This window comes from Vibrio sp. V04_P4A5T148, assembly GCF_963875605.1.
Classification (GTDB): domain Bacteria; phylum Pseudomonadota; class Gammaproteobacteria; order Enterobacterales; family Vibrionaceae; genus Vibrio; species Vibrio anguillarum.
In genome coordinates, this window is the sequence record NZ_CAWNMS010000034.1 from 12665 (window position 1) to 28352 (window position 15688).

Annotated in this window: 16 protein-coding genes; 6 read left to right on the plus strand and 10 right to left on the minus strand. The window is 45.5% G+C overall.

Annotated elements, in window-relative coordinates:
- Positions 1–91 precede the first annotated feature (91 nt).
- From AACT18_RS06680 to AACT18_RS06695, 4 genes are all read left to right on the plus strand, one after another.
- On the plus strand, positions 92–976 hold the full coding sequence (locus AACT18_RS06680) for a D-hexose-6-phosphate mutarotase (protein WP_094125885.1): 885 nt from the start codon (positions 92–94) through the stop codon (positions 974–976).
- 119 nt (positions 977–1095) lie between these two features.
- Positions 1096–1917: a 23S rRNA (guanine(745)-N(1))-methyltransferase gene (rlmA, locus tag AACT18_RS06685; RefSeq protein WP_094125884.1), complete on the plus strand. Its 822-nt coding sequence runs from the start codon at positions 1096–1098 to the stop codon at positions 1915–1917.
- Positions 1918–1987: 70 nt separating this feature from the next.
- A complete protein-coding gene (locus AACT18_RS06690; protein WP_217898001.1) occupies positions 1988–2911 on the plus strand; it encodes a ChaN family lipoprotein in 924 nt (307 codons plus the stop codon).
- 150 nt (positions 2912–3061) lie between these two features.
- Positions 3062–3412, plus strand: a complete 351-nt coding sequence (locus AACT18_RS06695; protein WP_017044563.1) for a hypothetical protein — start codon at positions 3062–3064, stop codon at positions 3410–3412.
- Between the two features lie 22 nt (positions 3413–3434).
- Here the strand turns inward: AACT18_RS06695 and AACT18_RS06700 are convergent, their stop codons facing one another.
- Positions 3435–3875 (minus strand): YcgN family cysteine cluster protein, encoded by a 441-nt coding sequence (locus tag AACT18_RS06700; RefSeq protein WP_017047805.1) that lies wholly within the window; start codon positions 3873–3875, stop codon positions 3435–3437.
- Between the two features lie 158 nt (positions 3876–4033).
- On the opposite strand from AACT18_RS06700, the gene AACT18_RS06705 reads away from it, so the two are divergent.
- On the plus strand, positions 4034–4282 hold the full coding sequence (locus AACT18_RS06705) for a YkgJ family cysteine cluster protein (RefSeq protein WP_013857235.1): 249 nt from the start codon (positions 4034–4036) through the stop codon (positions 4280–4282).
- A gap of 78 nt (positions 4283–4360) precedes the next feature.
- Here AACT18_RS06705 and recR read toward each other — a convergent pair whose 3' ends face one another.
- From recR to AACT18_RS06735, 6 genes are all read right to left on the minus strand, one after another.
- Positions 4361–4960, minus strand: coding sequence for a recombination mediator RecR (gene recR, locus AACT18_RS06710; RefSeq protein ID WP_013857236.1), 600 nt, complete (start codon positions 4958–4960; stop codon positions 4361–4363).
- Positions 4961–4995: 35 nt separating this feature from the next.
- Positions 4996–5325: a YbaB/EbfC family nucleoid-associated protein gene (locus AACT18_RS06715; protein WP_013857237.1), complete on the minus strand. Its 330-nt coding sequence runs from the start codon at positions 5323–5325 to the stop codon at positions 4996–4998.
- 82 nt (positions 5326–5407) lie between these two features.
- Positions 5408–7552: a DNA polymerase III subunit gamma/tau gene (dnaX, locus tag AACT18_RS06720; protein ID WP_094125882.1), complete on the minus strand. Its 2145-nt coding sequence runs from the start codon at positions 7550–7552 to the stop codon at positions 5408–5410.
- Between the two features lie 21 nt (positions 7553–7573).
- A complete protein-coding gene (gene apt, locus AACT18_RS06725) occupies positions 7574–8119 on the minus strand; it encodes an adenine phosphoribosyltransferase (RefSeq protein ID WP_013857239.1) in 546 nt (181 codons plus the stop codon).
- Positions 8120–8276: 157 nt separating this feature from the next.
- Positions 8277–8642, minus strand: a complete 366-nt coding sequence (locus AACT18_RS06730; protein WP_094125881.1) for a YbaN family protein — start codon at positions 8640–8642, stop codon at positions 8277–8279.
- A 332-nt stretch (positions 8643–8974) separates the two neighbouring features.
- Positions 8975–10093: a response regulator gene (locus AACT18_RS06735; protein WP_094125879.1), complete on the minus strand. Its 1119-nt coding sequence runs from the start codon at positions 10091–10093 to the stop codon at positions 8975–8977.
- 265 nt (positions 10094–10358) lie between these two features.
- On the opposite strand from AACT18_RS06735, the gene AACT18_RS06740 reads away from it, so the two are divergent.
- Positions 10359–11234, plus strand: a complete 876-nt coding sequence (locus AACT18_RS06740) for a LysR family transcriptional regulator (protein WP_026027659.1) — start codon at positions 10359–10361, stop codon at positions 11232–11234.
- A gap of 61 nt (positions 11235–11295) precedes the next feature.
- On the opposite strand, the gene AACT18_RS06745 is transcribed toward AACT18_RS06740, so the two are convergent.
- From AACT18_RS06745 to fadI, 3 genes are all read right to left on the minus strand, one after another.
- Complete coding sequence (locus tag AACT18_RS06745) at positions 11296–11844, minus strand: NAD(P)H nitroreductase (RefSeq protein ID WP_094124687.1); 549 nt, start codon at positions 11842–11844, stop codon at positions 11296–11298.
- 151 nt (positions 11845–11995) lie between these two features.
- Positions 11996–14119, minus strand: a complete 2124-nt coding sequence (fadJ, locus tag AACT18_RS06750) for a fatty acid oxidation complex subunit alpha FadJ (RefSeq protein WP_094124688.1) — start codon at positions 14117–14119, stop codon at positions 11996–11998.
- Complete coding sequence (fadI, locus tag AACT18_RS06755) at positions 14119–15426, minus strand: acetyl-CoA C-acyltransferase FadI (RefSeq protein WP_019283104.1); 1308 nt, start codon at positions 15424–15426, stop codon at positions 14119–14121. The genes fadJ and fadI overlap by 1 nt, the downstream gene beginning before the upstream one ends.
- Between the last annotated feature and the right edge of the window lie 262 nt (positions 15427–15688).

Below are 15688 nucleotides of genomic sequence, written 5' to 3' on the forward strand. Positions count from 1 at the left end.
ATCTGTCCCTTCCATTAATGGGACTGCGTTAGACAATCCGAGCCGTTCCTCACTTATTTATCCGGTAGGAATGGTATGAGGTATCGAATTTATGGATCTGCAATCTCTCCCTACCCTGACTTATCTTTCTGACAACGTCACCATCGTTGAGAAAGAGGGCGTTAAAATTGTTCGCGTTATTCATGACAAAGCGACCGCCGGAATTACACTGCATGGCGGCCATGTCATCTCATTCACTCCTAAAGGACAAGATGAGCTCATTTGGATGAGTGACACGGCCATTTTTGACGGTAAAGCCGCTCTAAGAGGCGGGATCCCTGTTTGTTGGCCATGGTTTGGCCGTATTGCTGCACCAGCCCATGGTTTCGCACGCACCAGTGAATGGGCATTGATTGAACATAGAGAAAACGAGCAGGGCGTCATTATCGTGCTAGGGCTCGACCATTCGCCCCAAACACTGGCTATTTGGCCATTTCAATTCCAAACCCGTCTTTATGTTGAAATCGGTGACAAGTTAAAAGTCACTTTAGAAACGACCAATACGGATGAGAAAGCATGGACGTTTTCTGCAGCGCTGCACAGCTACCTCAAGGTTGGTAATATTACCCAGACCACTACTACAGGTATGGGCGTTGAATATATAGACAGCTTACAAGATGCAAAAATGTGTCAAGGTGGTTCAACACTGGTCCTCACCGATACGATTGATCGCGTCTATACCGCGCCTGAAGCACAAATTCAGGTCCAAGATCCTGTTTTGAATCGCACGTTAGTGGTTGAAAACACTGGACACAACTCTGCCGTCTTGTGGAACCCATGGGCTCAAGGCGCTCAATCAATGGCAGATATGCCTGACGATGGTTATCAAACGATGCTGTGTGTTGAATCTACACTGCATGCCCCTTGCTTGTCCGCAGGAAAAACCTTGCAACCAGGTGAAAGCCATCAGCTCGTCACGACGGTTTTTTCCAACTAAGCTTTTTTGGCGAATTTTCCGTCATCATACTCATGCTGAGGGCAGTGAAATCACGCTGTCCTTTTTATTTCTAGCCGCAGACGCTAAACTGGCGCCTTTGTTTTTCAAGCGAGATTTTCATGGCGTATCTGTGCCCCCTTTGCCAGCAACCTCTGTTGCAACAGCAGCAAATATTGAAATGTGAAAATAATCATCAATTTGATATAGCCAAAGAGGGCTACGTCAATTTGATGCCTGCACATCATAAACGCTCAAAAGATCCGGGTGATAATAAAGAGATGATGCAAGCTCGTCGCCGTTTTCTTGAAGGTGGACATTACGATCTGATGCGTCAGACGGTCGCTCAGTTGTGCAGTAAGTATCTGCAAGATTCTTCTTATCAGTTTTTAGACATCGGCTGCGGCGAAGGTTACTACACCCAATTTGTCGCTCAAACGCTTGCACAACACTCGACACAATCGGTCACCTATGGGTTAGATATCTCTAAAATCGCCGTCCGTTATGCAGCAAAGCGCTACCCTATGGTCAACTTTGTCGTTGCCTCCAGCCACAGCTTGCCCTTTGACGATGTTTCCCTAGCCGGTATATTACGAATTTATGCGCCCTGTAAAGCACAAGAGCTTTACCGCTGCATTAAAAAGCAAGGAGTGGTGATTACCGTTACACCCGCGGCAAGGCACCTCTATCAGTTAAAAGAAGGGATCTATCCTAATGTTCAACTGCATGATGAAACCGCAGAAGAGATAGCTGGGTTTACATTAGTAGAGCAACAAAAACTGCACTACACCATGGCATTAAGCGGTAACGATGCTTTTGATTTATTACAGATGACGCCGTTTGCATGGCGGGCCAGTGATGAGCTAAGAGCGCAATTAAAGCAAGCTGAGCAATTTAATTGTGAGGCCGATTTTATGATCAGCGTTTATCGCAAAGTTAGTTGATAATAATTCTCATTATATTGCAAATCCACAGTGTCTCCATTATTATGCCAAATTCAAAATGGAGACACTCATGCGCTTAGTTACTTCTCTGGCTCTACTATTACCACTTTTTGGCTGTGCTTCGCACCAGCCGAAGCCCATTGCTCACTTTTATGACTACCAATTATCTACCCCTAGCGGCAAACCATTGAATCTCAATTCGCTGCCGAATGAGATAAAAAATGCCGATATCATTTTAGTCGGTGAGTGGCATACACACCCAGCCATTCATCGCTTCCAAACCGAGCTATTGGCACAACTCAGCCGCGAAAACACCCATGTAGCCTTGTCTATGGAACAATTTTCACGCGATGAACAAGAGATACTGAACCGCTATCTAGCAGGAGAAATCGGCGAACAATACCTTATTTCTCAGACCAGAGCGTGGCCAAACTACCAAAGTGACTACCGCCCACTGGTTGAATTTGCAAAATCACAGCAGTTGGATGTCATTGCCGCTAATGCGCCTAAACCTTTCGTACGTTGTATCGGCAAAGTAGGGATCAAATACCTTGATAAATTAACGCCAGTAGAGCGGGCTCAGGTTGCACACCAAATTGACACCTCAACCTCTCCCTACAAAGCGAAGTTCATGGAATCAATGCACCACGGTTCAAAAGAGCAAACTGAAAAACAGTACGCAGCTCAGGTCGCTTGGGATGAAACAATGGCAGAAAGCATGGTGGATTATTTACAAAACCACCCGACAGCTCAGGTGATGCACATCGCAGGTAAGTTCCACACCGAGCAGGGTTTAGGCACGGCGCATTCTATCCTTAGTCGAAATCCTGATTTAAAGATTGCCATCATCACGCCCGTAGAGGATACCCAGGCATCGTACCCTGATTTCCAACTCACTGTACTGCCAATTCCCACCGCCTATGTTCAAGCAGAGCATCGCATGCAAGCCTATCAACAGATAAAGAATCGCAATACAGATCTCACTTGCGACTAATTAGCGGTGAATAACGGGCCTGCTTATTCTTTTCATATAAAGTAGGCGCGTTTTTTGCTTGTACATACTTCATACAAATTGCGAATTTTTTGCACAAGTTTTTCATAAATCTGTCGATACATTAACTGATGGCATTTATAGGAGAGAAGTATGACACCGGTAGGGACAAGCTCAGCGCAACTGCATTCACTCCAGCAAGTTAAGGCTCAAGCAAATTCTACAGCGGCATCCCCCCCCTCTGCCCCGCTCAAAGTGGAGCAGAATACCGTCACTTTGTCTGATGAAGGCAAAGCCTTGCTCGCAGCGCTGCAACAACTCGACAAAGAGAGTAAGTTAGAAAACAAAGAGAAAACCGTGACTGGCAAAGTGGAATCATTTGCTCATGGTGCTTTGGGATTAGATCATCCAGATAAAAAACCAGAAGAAGATGATAGCTCCTATTCCGCAGGGAAATATTTTTCCGCCGCGGCAACAGTAGGAGGTTTGTTACTGCTTCTCTAATTTTTTAGATTTCTATTGGATATTAATTGCGGTTTGGATGATTGATGATGTGGTCCTCCCAGTCGATAACATCAATCTCATAAACGACTTTGTTGCGAACACTTTCTTGCGCGGCGTGCATCGCCTCTTTGGAGCCGGTAATCAAAGGATGCCATTGCGGCAATGTTTTGCCTTCTGACAGTACACGATAGGCACACGTATCCGGCAACCAGTTAAATTCATCAATTTTATCACGCGTCAGTTTTAAGCACTCCTCACCAGAATTGAAACGGTTTGGATAATCCTTGCATGAGCAGGTATCGCTGTTTAACCAACTGCAAGCGACATTGGTGTAATAGACCTCATCACTATCTTCATCCATTAACTTGTGTAAGCAACACTTACCGCATCCATCACAAAGCGACTCCCACTCCGATTCCGTCATTTGTTCTAATTTCTTATTTTGCCAGAATGGTGTGTTCATGAGTCTCTATCTTACTTAACGAATGGGGTGCGTGTTATACCTCCACACCAACCAAAGTTCAAGGATAAAAACGGCTGGTTAATTTAGGAAGCTATTGCTGTACACTTCGGTCACATCTGCTAGGATCGTCACCCTTTTCTTTTTACTGGTACTCAATTATGGAATGCAGACTTGGTTGTGGTGCGTGTTGTATCGCCCCTAGTATTTCTTCCTCCATCCCGGGTATGGAGCAAGGAAAGCCAGCAGGTGTACGTTGCATTCAACTTAATGACGCTAATTTGTGCAAGTTATTTGGTAAGCCTGAACGTCCAAAAGTATGCCACGAATTTAAGCCTTGCCCGATGGTCTGTGGCAACACGAACCAAGAAGCTTTGAGCAACATTACCGAACTCGAAAAAATCACTTGATGGCACTGCTTTGTTTGCCATTAATTAATGGCGTCACTCAAAATTGCCCCAGCAGCTAGGGCAATGATTCGAAAGGTGCTACAGCTTTTGTCTGCCAAGCAAAGAATGTGATAGCGTCGTGCCATCAACAAGCTCAAGCTCACCGCCAACAGGCACACCATGAGCAATACGGCTCGCAGAGACTTGATGGGCGCGACATAATTCCGCAATGTAGTGCGCGGTGGCTTCCCCTTCAACGGTTGGGTTAGTGGCAAGAATGACTTCGGCAATGCCACCACGTTGCAAACGGTAATCCAGCGTATCTAAACCAATATCACTCGGGCCGATACCATCTAAAGGTGATAAGTGCCCCATCAGCACAAAATAACGTCCAGAATATTGGCCTGTAGCTTCAATGGCCGCAATATCAGCAGGGCTTTCGACTACACAGAGTTGGCCGTTATCCTGCCGTTTAGGGTTGCTACAAATATGACAAGTTTCTTCTTCAGTGAAAGTTCGACATTCACTGCAATGTCCAATTTCTGTCATGGCTTGGCTTAAAGCATCGGCGAGCTGTAAGCCGCCTTTTCTATCGCGCTGTAACAAATGAAAGGCCATACGCTGCGCTGACTTGGGACCCACCCCAGGCAGACAACGTAAGGCCTCCATCAAATGCTCCAGCATATGACTGGTACGCATTAGTAACCTATTTTGTTTGTTAAAAAGGTCGTTCGTTAAAACGGCATTTTCATACCTGGTGGTAATTGCATGCCACCAGTGACAGAAGCCATTTTTTCTTTTTGAGTCTCTTCCACGCGGCGCGCAGCATCATTGAAAGCGGCGGCAATCAGATCTTCTAGCATCTCTTTGTCGTCTTCCATTAAGCTTTCATCAATCTCTACACGGCGTACGCTGTGGCTACCAGTAATGGTCACTTTTACCAGACCAGCACCAGACTCACCAACCACTTCCATATTCGCAATTTCTTCTTGTAGCTTTTGCATGCGCTCTTGCATTTGTTGGGCTTGCTTCATTAGGTTGCCCATACCGCCTTTACCAAACATGTTTATCTCTCTGGTTGAATTGAGTGTTTCACATAAGGTGGGGTCATAACATATAGATTCAACCCCACACTCGCTTAATTGATTAAATCGGCCGCACACTGTCGCGATCAAGTTCCGCATCAAAACGTCGCTTGAAGAACATTACGTGAGGGTCGGCCTCCAAGCTGTTCAATGCTTGCTCTAATTTGAGTTGGTAAAGACGCTCTCTAAGCTCCAATGGAGTCTCACCTTGCTCACCAATTGTCACGCTAAGGTGGCACTCTTCAGCTAATCTCTCATCGAGCGCTTCTAACAACTCGCTTTGTGCTTTATCGGTATTAAGATGGGCCTGACTTGGCCGCAGCACTAGCTCAATTGATGAGCCCGATTTGTGGTAGACAGAATTAAGTGCTAATTGTTCCACTAACTTGGCAATATCGAGCTGGTGGATCAGAGCTGCCCACTCATCTTGTTCTATCGATTCTGCAAGTAACTTTTCTGCCATCTCTGGCGTTTTAATATGTTCTAGCGCTTGCTTAATTTGTGTTGGTGTCAGCTCTGTTTTTTGTTGTTCAACCACCACAGGTTGCAGCGTTGGACGCCACTGATAAGGCTCGTTGTCCAAGGTTGGGGCGGCTTCAGGAGCGGATGTTGACAAAGGCGACACTCGAGCTGATTTTCCATGCGAGGCAACACGCTCAAGCACAGATTCAGATTTAGTCGATGCCGCATTAGGCTTTTTTGTCTCGTTGCTCTTTGTTTCATTCACTCCTTTTGCTGACTGAGCAACCCCTTGGCGCTGTGAACGCAACTGGTGTCGCAGCCCTGCAATCGGTGAGGGACGTGGAGCTGAAGAAGGTGCCGGTGGTTGAGGAACTGGTGCAGGCTCATACGATTCTGGGGCATATTCCATTGCACTGGACATGTCATCATTCATATCCGCATAACGGTTATCGTAATCTTGAACGATGCCATAATCAGGCTGAGTATCCTCATGCCTTTGTGGCTCATTAACCTGACTGTCCGATACAGGAGCCACCGACGTTTGCTTAGGTTCAGTTAGAGGCGTTGCCGCTGATGCGGGTTGTAGTGAAGGAGTGCCGTGGCTTGGCACTGCCACATCTGAACTCACTTCAGTACTGAACGTATTCACCAACGATACAGAAGCAGGACGAAACGCCATCATGCGTAGCACAATCATTTCCAGCCCCGTTCGAGCGGTTGGCGAAAGTGCTAAATCTTCACGCCCTTTTAAAGCAATTTGATAATAGAGCTGCACATCTTGTGGGCTCAGTGCTTTGCTAAGCAGTTGCACTTTCTCTGAGTCAGGTTGGGTTTTATCCAGTGTTGCAGGCAACGCTTGATACATCGCAATACGGTGCAACTGCGCAGCGAGTTGTTGTAGTAATCCATCCCAATCCACACCATTTTGTGCTAAATGTGCAACGCTATCCATCGCCGTTTGAGGCTGTTTACTGCTAATGGCTTGCAGTAAATGGAGTGCTTGATCTGTGTCTAGCGTGCCAAGCATTGGGGCGACTACATCGGCCATCACCTGGTTATTACCTAGTGCTATCGCTTGATCAGTTAAGCTAAGTGCATCACGCATACTGCCATCGGCAGCATGAGCGATCATTCTTAATGCTCTCGCTTCACAAGGGATCTGCTCTGCCGCTAAAACATGCTCAAGCTGATCGTGGATATTTTCAACACTGATCGGCTTAAGATGAAACTGTAAGCAGCGCGATAAAATCGTAACCGGCAGCTTTTGCGGATCTGTCGTAGCGAGCAAGAATTTCACATACTCAGGCGGCTCTTCCAACGTTTTAAGCAAAGCGTTAAAACTGTGGCGCGACAGCATGTGAACTTCATCGATTAAGTACACCTTGAAGCGACCGCGAGCAGGCTTGTACTGCACGTTATCAAGTAATTCGCGCGTATCTTCGACTTTGGTTCGTGATGCCGCATCTATTTCTAAAAGATCAACAAAACGGCCTTGGTCAATCTCTCGGCAAGTATCACATTGGCCACAAGGTGTGGCCGTAATACCTGTTTCACAGTTTAACCCCTTGGCAAACAAGCGACCAATCGTCGTCTTGCCGACACCACGTGTACCGCTGAATAAATACGCATGGTGCAATCTATTTTGGGCCAACGCATTTTCTAGTGCAGTTAAGACATGTGCTTGCCCCACTACCTCATTAAATTTTGTTGGTCGCCATTTTCGCGCTAAGGCAAGATAACTCATGAGTACGTCCAGTTGATTAGCTTAGTGACCTTCAAATTCACAAATACTATAAACGTTCAGGCCCAAACCTTGTAAACGTTTGTCTCCGCCAATTTCAGGTAGGTTGATGACAAAAGCCGCGTGCTCGACTTCACCACCAAGTTGGCGGATCAATTTAGTCGTCGCTTCAATCGTACCACCTGTTGCCAGTAGATCATCCACCACCAGCACTTTATCACCTTGTTTGATCGCATCAACGTGAATTTCTAATGTGTCAGTACCGTATTCCAATTCGTAAGATTGGGCTAACGTTTCGCGTGGTAACTTACCCGGCTTACGTACAGGTACAAACCCCAAACCAAGCTCTAAAGCCAATGGCGCACCAAATAGGAAACCACGCGCTTCTGTACCCACAACTTTGGTAAAGCCCATGTCTTTATATTTTTCGACTAATAAAGCAATGGTTGCTTGATAGGCTTTTGCATCCTCTAGCAGGCTAGTTACATCACGAAACAAAATGCCAGGTTTTGGGTAGTTAGGGATGCTTTGAATGCTCGATTTGATCAAAGAGATAGTTTCGGTTGTCATAACTTACATTTACTTAGATTGGCTCTTCATTTCTCACGATACATTTACGTATCAGAATGATAGAGCGTGAGCTCTCAGCAACATAGATAAGCCACAATATCTTAGCCGCTGAAAAAACAAACGCCCATTCGAAGAATGGGCACACTTCCCCATAATGCTAGTGATTTTCTTGTTGGTTAGCAACCTGCTCATGAGTGGGAAGTCGAATAAACCAAGTGATCAGGACCACAAGCATAGTAAACAACATAATTTTGAGCCAAAAGTGTGGGACAACCCAGATGGAAAAAATAAAGCTTAGAATAATCCACAAACATCCCCGTTGTTTCACTTGCCGCGAAACAGCACCATGTTGCTGCCAATTATCCAGTATTGGGCCTAGCGTCTGATGTTGATGCAACCAAGCATGAAAGCGAGGGCTACTTCGTAAGAAGCAAGCGCTAGCAAGGAGTATGAAAGGTGTTGTGGGGAGTAGCGGTAAGAATATTCCTATCAAGCCTAACAGAAGGCAGAGCCCACCAGCCACCGTAAGAAGAAAATGACGAATATTGATGGTGAACTCCCAACGTACTATCCAACTCAGAAAGTTGAATAACCATTAAACACACGGATCCAAGTCAGTATTGCTGGCAATATAGGGATCGAAAGTACGGCAATAAAGCCTAAAAAATAAAAAATGTTGTAAGGTTCTTTAAAATTCTGCTCTTCCATCATAACTTCTCTAGTGTTGGATGACTCCGTTCGTTTTTGGCACCATAAACAAAGTTAATGCAACGTAAACGAATTGGGTGATTGTTGTTCTAGACGCGAACTATACCTCAAAGAAATCACCGCAAACACCGACTAAAGATAAGGTTATTAACTGCTGCCACCTTGGTAAATATTGAGTTTGAAACTACTCGAACCTAAGCGATTAGTTGATAGCTGACAAGTTGAGTTGATCGGTAAATCTTTAGTGATAAAGTTTTTTAAACAGTTCTGCCCAAGGCTAACACCCGCGGCAATATGTTGAGTTAAGTAGCCATTTGACCATTGACTGTCGAGCCCAGCTGGCAGGATAGAGAGTGTACCTTCGCTTAAATCCGCAATACCGAATACCGCGTTAATTGGATTAGCACACTCTGAGCATTCAATACCTTTTTCCAATATGTCGGCAAGGTCTTTCAGATCGGCACTGAAGCTTTTTAAGTTGCGAAGATAATCGTGAAACAGTGCACGAACGAGCAATGTTGAAGCCACACTGTTTTCATAGTGGGCATCTGAATCAACCAAGTAAAAAGCAAACTGTCCGTTCATCAACCACCCATAGTCAAATACCAGCGGCATTACATCCGCCGATTGTAAAAGACGGTAACTACACTTCCAACTGCCTTGTGAAGTATCATTTTCTGGCAGTAATGCATGTAATAAATCTTTTGCAGTGCTTGGATTTTCACGCAAATATTCAAGATGCCAATGCAACTCTTGCTCTTCTGGAATATCACCACCATCATCAACCCGGAACCATTGTGTGGAAAAATCGCGTTGATCAGATAAACGACTAAACGTATCTTCGAGCGTACTTTTTATTGCACTACTTAAGTACTGGTGGTTACCAATCGGTTTAGGAAGAAAATCCTTAACACCAAATCGCAGCACTTTTGCAACATCAGCCATTTCATCGGTTGCAGACACCACAATCAGTGGCAGCGACGGATACTCAAGGCTCACCTCTTCAACAAACTCAATGCCGTTCAGTACTGGCATTGCTAAGTCACACACAACAAGGTCAGGCTCCGCATCTTTTAACTTGCGCAGCCCCTCTAAGCCATTTTCAGCTTCAAGCACTTTATAGCCTTGAGCTGACAAATAACCACTGGTTATTCGCCTAAAAATTGGGTCATCATCAACGAGCATGATCAGTTTTTGCTCGACGTGCTGATTATCTGAAGGTTTTTTCGCCAAGAACTCACTAGCCTGAATGTGAGATTTATACATAATCTTGCCTCACAATGCTTTTAAAAAGCAGTCATTTTATTGTTATAGGATAAATTGATAGGTTACTTTATAAAGTAGTCGCAAAATAAGATTTATACAAATGTTCCACTTTGTAACTCGGTTGCATACTATATATATGGGCTATGTATGGATTGTACCGAATGTACGGAATGTTACTTTCGTCAAACAAGTTGATATGACTCAAGATTTGACAAATGATATACATATAGATTACTCAAATTCAAAAAATAATGTGTCAGGAACAATGAAATTAGATGACCTAAACCTCTTTCGACTGGTTGTCGAAAATGGAAGCTATACCGCAACTTCTCGTAAAACAATGATCCCAGTTGCGACCATTACCCGACGCATTCAAGCATTGGAAGATTCTCTGAATCTTAGGTTGTTGAATCGCCATGCTCGAAAACTTTCGCTGACTGAAGCGGGTGAACGTTTTTTTCAAGAGTGCTCACCGTTGCTGCATCGCTTAGCGGCAACAGCAGAAGAGCTCACCGATGAATGTCGTGGCGCTTCAGGCAAACTAAGAATATCGTCACCATCTAATGTCACGAAACGCATGATGATGCCTATCTTCAATGCCTTCATGATGCAGTACCCAGATATCAACATAGAACTGACCACTAGCAATCAGGCCGATCAACTCGACCCAACCGAATGGGACGTCATTTTTAGAGTTGGCCCTCAACGAGACTCCAGTTTGATTGCGCGAAAAATTAATGAAGTGAAAGATGTGTTAGTCGCAAGCCCAGGGTATTTAGCGAAACACCCTGCACCAACTCATGCCGAAGAGCTCAGCAATCATTCATTATTGAAGGGATATCCTCTAGTAAAATGGCAGTTGACCAACAATAAAGGAGAATGCGTGGTCAATTGTGATACTGGTCGATTTCAGGCTAACGCTTTAAACGTAGTACGCAGCGCTTGCTCTGAGGGACTGGGTATCACCTTAATGCCGGATGTGATGATTAAAGAATTTATCGAAGAAGGCAGCTTAGTCAGAGTACTGGAAGACTGGGTTTCCAACCCTCGTGATATTTATATGCTGTACAACCACAAGGATCATCTACCTGAAAAAGTCAGGCTATTTATTGATTTTGTGATTGCCTATCACATCCACTAGATTTTAGGCCCAGCATTGCTGGGCCATGAGTTATCGCAGCGGTAGATAGCCAATAAACTCACTATAGAAACTCAATAAATTTGCTCAAATCACGTTCAGGCACTTTCATTGGCGTGCACCCTGCGGTTCCTAGGTATAAGAAACCAACGATTTGATCATCGCCCTTAGCACCTAATGCTTGCCGAACGTGAGAGTGGAACATCCAGCTTCCCGAACGCCAGAAACCTTGAAAACCTTGTGCTACCGCAGCCATTTGCATCGCTTGTACTGCGCATCCCGCAGAGAGATGCTGTTCAATCGCTGGTACCTTTTCATGCTCCGTTACTTTCGCGATCACTGTGATTACCATGGGTGCTCGAAACGGTGCATTTTTCGCTTTTTCTATCTCAGCATCACTGCCGTTATCCGCTCGCATAGCAGACGCCAAAATACTCGACAACTTTTGCAAACCCGCTCCCTGAGCAATCACGAAACGCCAAGGGGTTAAACCGCCATGATCGGGCGCTCGCAAGCCTGCTCTAATAATATTTTCCAAGACCAGGCCTTCAGGTGCAGGCGATGTGAGATTGGCGATTGAACGACGGTTAAGCAGCAACTCTAGTGCATCCATTTCGATTCCTTATTGATGATTTTCCATAATCTTATACCAAACTGAGAATAACTCGCATAAAGAGATGACCTCATTGGCTATAAATGAAAAAAAGCGAGGATATCCCCTCGCCTAATTTAAGCAAACATATGAATGAAAACAGCCGAGATGACTACGGATAAAAACGTGCTTCAACCCCAGCTCGAGTCAGTAGCCCATCACAAGGAGCGAATTTATCGCCATACTTCTCAGCATGTTGATTCATCATTTCCACTAATTTCTTGATACCAATTTGGTCTATGTAACGGAATGGGCCGCCCAAAAACGGCGGGAAACCGATACCGAAAATCGCACCAATATCGCCATCTCGCGCACAACGAATTACGCCCTCATCCAAACAACGTACGGCTTCATTCAGCATAAGTAGCACGCAACGCAGCGCGATCTCCTTATCACTCTGTTTGGCATCTGGCGTGATTTTCAGCAATTTATAGATAGATTTGTCGATTTCTTTTTTCTTACCTTTATAGGTATAGAATCCCTTTCCACTTTTACGCCCTTTGCGATTGTCATTGAGCAGCAAATCAAATACGTCTGGTCCTTGAAAACGTGGGCCGAGTTCTTGCACTAGAATTGGCATGATTTTCGAGCCAACATCAATGCCCACTTCGTCCAATAACGTGATAGGGCCGACTGGGAAGCCGAAATCGAGCAAAGCCGTATCTATCTTTTCAATCGACTCACCCGCCATCAGGATCTGCGCCGCTTCATTCATGTAAGGTGCAAGGATACGGTTAACATAAAAACCAGCGCAATCTTTGACCACAATCGGCGTTTTGCCCTGTTTTTTCGCCAAGGCCACCACTGTCGCTATCGTCTCTTGCGATGTGGTTTGATGAGGGATCACTTCCACCAGAGGCATTTTTTCAACAGGACTGAAATAGTGCAACCCAATCACATTCTCTGGACGCGCCGCCTTCGCTGCAATTTGCTGGATTGGAAGCGAAGAAGTATTCGTCGCAAAAATGGTGCTGGTTTTGGCATTCGCTTCAACATCAGCCACCATTTGCTGCTTAAGCGTGAGATCTTCAAATACCGCTTCAATGACAACATCGATATGCTGATAACTGGTAAAATCAATCCCGCCAGACAATTGCGCCATTTTTGTCTGCATCTGCGCTTTGGATAAAATGCGACGCTTGCACTGTTTATCGAATAATTTGTAGTTGTAATTGAGCGCGTTTAATACCCCATCATTCGAAACATCTTTGATTCGTACGGGAACCTTGGCTTTTGCAACGCTAACATGGCTGATCCCTGCCCCCATTAAACCACCGCCCAATACGCCGATACGTTTCACGGTTTGAGGTTTTGCGTCGCTGCCCGTCTCTTTTTTCATTTCTGTGGTGGCAAAGAAAATCGAGCGCAGTGCTTTGGATTCCGAGCTCATCACCAAATCACCAAATCGCTTCGCTTCAAGCTCTAACCCGGCTTTAAAACCACGATCTAAACCGTGACGAATCACCTCTAAAATCGCGTCTGCAGCTGGGTAATTACCTCGTGTTTTTTGCTTAGTTTTTTTGGCGGCCTGATCAAAAATTAATTTTCGGCCAAGCTGTGTATGAGAGATTAATTTCTCTTTGGCCGAGGTATTGACCTGATGACGTTTTTTCCCAGAATTATCGAGCACATACTTCTTGGCCACATCCAGCAAGATAGTCTCTGCTACGCAAGCATCAATAACACCCAGCTGTTTTGCTTTTTTTGCGCGCAGCTGTTTACCCGTCAAAATCAAATCAAGAGAAGGTAACAAACCAATCAAACGCGGCAACCGCTGCGTTCCACCGGAGCCTGGTAGCAAGCCTAATTGCACTTCGGGCAAACCCAAACGCGTGATATCCGCGTCGCTGCACACCCGGTAGTGACAAGCCAGCGCCAGCTCTAAACCACCACCTAAGCATGGGCCATGAATCGCGGCAACCACTGGGAATGGCAAATCCGATAAGGTTTGAAACATCTCCTGACCTTGCTTGGCCAAGGCTTGTGCTTCGCTGGCCGATTGGCAAGCGTTCAGCATACGGACATCCGCTCCAGCAATGAAATTATCTGGCTTAAGCGAGTGAATCACCATCCCCTTTAGGCTGGTTCTTTGAGCCTCCAAGGTCGCAAAAACCTCTTGCATCTCTTGGGCAAACGCCGCTTGTAGCGTATTCATTTTTTCGCCGGGAACATCAATCGCCAGCCACGCAATATTTTGTTCATCAATCGTTAAATGAAAAGCTTTCTCTGTGCTCATTATTCAACCTCCAAAATCATTGCCGCGCCCAAACCACCCGCTGCACAAGCGGTATTCAGCCCTAAACCACCACCACGTCGTTTTAGTTCACGCAGTGTTTGTGTAATCATGCGTGCACCCGTCGCCGCAAAGGGGTGACCATACGCAATAGAACCACCTAGCACATTAAATTTATCCATATCAATTTCGCCAATCGCTTTTGCTCGACCAAGATGTTCCTGTGCAAACTTATCACTGGCGAACATTTTCATATTAGAGAGGGTTTGCGCGGCAAACGCTTCATGCATGTCAATCAATGTGAGATCGGAAAGCTCAATACCTGCACGTTGTAAGGCTAACGGTGTCGCATAAGACGGCCCCATTAACATATCGTGTTCAACACCAATCGCTGAAAAAGCGTAAGAACGGATATAACCCATAATCTCCAAACCAAGCTCTTTAGCACGGCCTTCACGCATTAATAGAATAGCGGCAGCGCCATCGGTGAGTGGTGTGCTGTTGGCGGCCGTCACGCTACCATATTGTCTATCAAACGCTGGACGTAACTTGGCATAACCTTCCAGAGTCGAGTCATGACGAATATTGTTATCTTCAGCGATCCACTTTTTATAGGGCTCTGGGAATGCCGTCATGACTTCGCCTTGGATTTTGCCCTCTTTCCAAGCTTGTGAAGCTAGAGAGTGAGAACGATGTGCCAAAGCATCTTGATCCAGTCGGCTTATGTGATGAGATTTTGCCATCTGCTCAGCCGTTTGCCCCATCGAAAGGCCCGTTGAATATTCAGCGACCGCGGGGGGGACTGGCATTAAATCTTTAAAAGATAATGATTTTAAGATGTTGAGTTTCTGAGCAACGGTTTTGGTTTTACTTAAAGCGAGTAAGCTAGCGGCTAATTTTTTAGACACTCCAATCGGCAAAACGGAAGACGAATCGGCACCACCAGCCATACCAATATCAATCGTGCCAGCCATTATGCTTTCAGCCACATTCACCGCCGCCTGAAAACTGGTAGCGCACGCTCGTGTGACGCTGTACGCATCGGTATGGATGCTCATTCCTGTCCCTAAAACGATCTCACGCGCGATGTTTGGTGCCTCAGGCATTTGCACGACTTGTCCAAAGACGAGTTGTTCGATCAATTTAGGATCGAGTTCCGTTCGTGCAAGCAGTTCACTCACCACCATCTTGCCTAAATCGACTGCAGGAACTTGACTAAATTCGGTACTTTGACGCGCAAAAGGGGTACGCAACCCCGCGACGATAGCCACACGCTCACCAGAGCGCGTTTTGACTTCCTGTTTGCCCATTGTTTCTCCTTAGAATAGAGGTCTGACCTGGCACATTGTAACGAGGTTGTTAAAACAATCAAACAAGTGTTTAAATAAACGTGATATTCGCATCGAATCGAAGAAAGTAATGTAGGTAAAGGAGATGGATAATCACTTAATCTTTAAATGAATAATGGAGTTATACCCAAACAACTTGGAGTTGCAGGTAGGCGGCAAGTGAGTGAGTCCCAATAAGCATAGGCAAACGAACGAACGTAGCCAACACCGCTGCGGCTTCAAG

Coding starts and splice junctions, on each gene's coding strand:
- apt (WP_013857239.1), bottom strand. CDS start 8,119: ATGACAACCGAAACTATCTCTTTGATCAAATCGAGCATTCAAAGCATC.
- AACT18_RS06740 (WP_026027659.1), top strand. CDS start 10,359: ATGAAATTAGATGACCTAAACCTCTTTCGACTGGTTGTCGAAAATGGA.
- fadI (WP_019283104.1), bottom strand. CDS start 15,426: ATGGGCAAACAGGAAGTCAAAACGCGCTCTGGTGAGCGTGTGGCTATC.
- AACT18_RS06745 (WP_094124687.1), bottom strand. CDS start 11,844: ATGGATGCACTAGAGTTGCTGCTTAACCGTCGTTCAATCGCCAATCTC.
- dnaX (WP_094125882.1), bottom strand. CDS start 7,552: ATGAGTTATCTTGCCTTAGCGCGAAAATGGCGACCAACAAAATTTAAT.
- AACT18_RS06695 (WP_017044563.1), top strand. CDS start 3,062: ATGACACCGGTAGGGACAAGCTCAGCGCAACTGCATTCACTCCAGCAA.
- fadJ (WP_094124688.1), bottom strand. CDS start 14,119: ATGAGCACAGAGAAAGCTTTTCATTTAACGATTGATGAACAAAATATT.
- recR (WP_013857236.1), bottom strand. CDS start 4,960: ATGCGTACCAGTCATATGCTGGAGCATTTGATGGAGGCCTTACGTTGT.
- AACT18_RS06690 (WP_217898001.1), top strand. CDS start 1,988: ATGCGCTTAGTTACTTCTCTGGCTCTACTATTACCACTTTTTGGCTGT.
- AACT18_RS06700 (WP_017047805.1), bottom strand. CDS start 3,875: ATGAACACACCATTCTGGCAAAATAAGAAATTAGAACAAATGACGGAA.
- rlmA (WP_094125884.1), top strand. CDS start 1,096: ATGGCGTATCTGTGCCCCCTTTGCCAGCAACCTCTGTTGCAACAGCAG.
- AACT18_RS06705 (WP_013857235.1), top strand. CDS start 4,034: ATGGAATGCAGACTTGGTTGTGGTGCGTGTTGTATCGCCCCTAGTATT.
- AACT18_RS06715 (WP_013857237.1), bottom strand. CDS start 5,325: ATGTTTGGTAAAGGCGGTATGGGCAACCTAATGAAGCAAGCCCAACAA.
- AACT18_RS06680 (WP_094125885.1), top strand. CDS start 92: ATGGATCTGCAATCTCTCCCTACCCTGACTTATCTTTCTGACAACGTC.
- AACT18_RS06735 (WP_094125879.1), bottom strand. CDS start 10,093: ATGTATAAATCTCACATTCAGGCTAGTGAGTTCTTGGCGAAAAAACCT.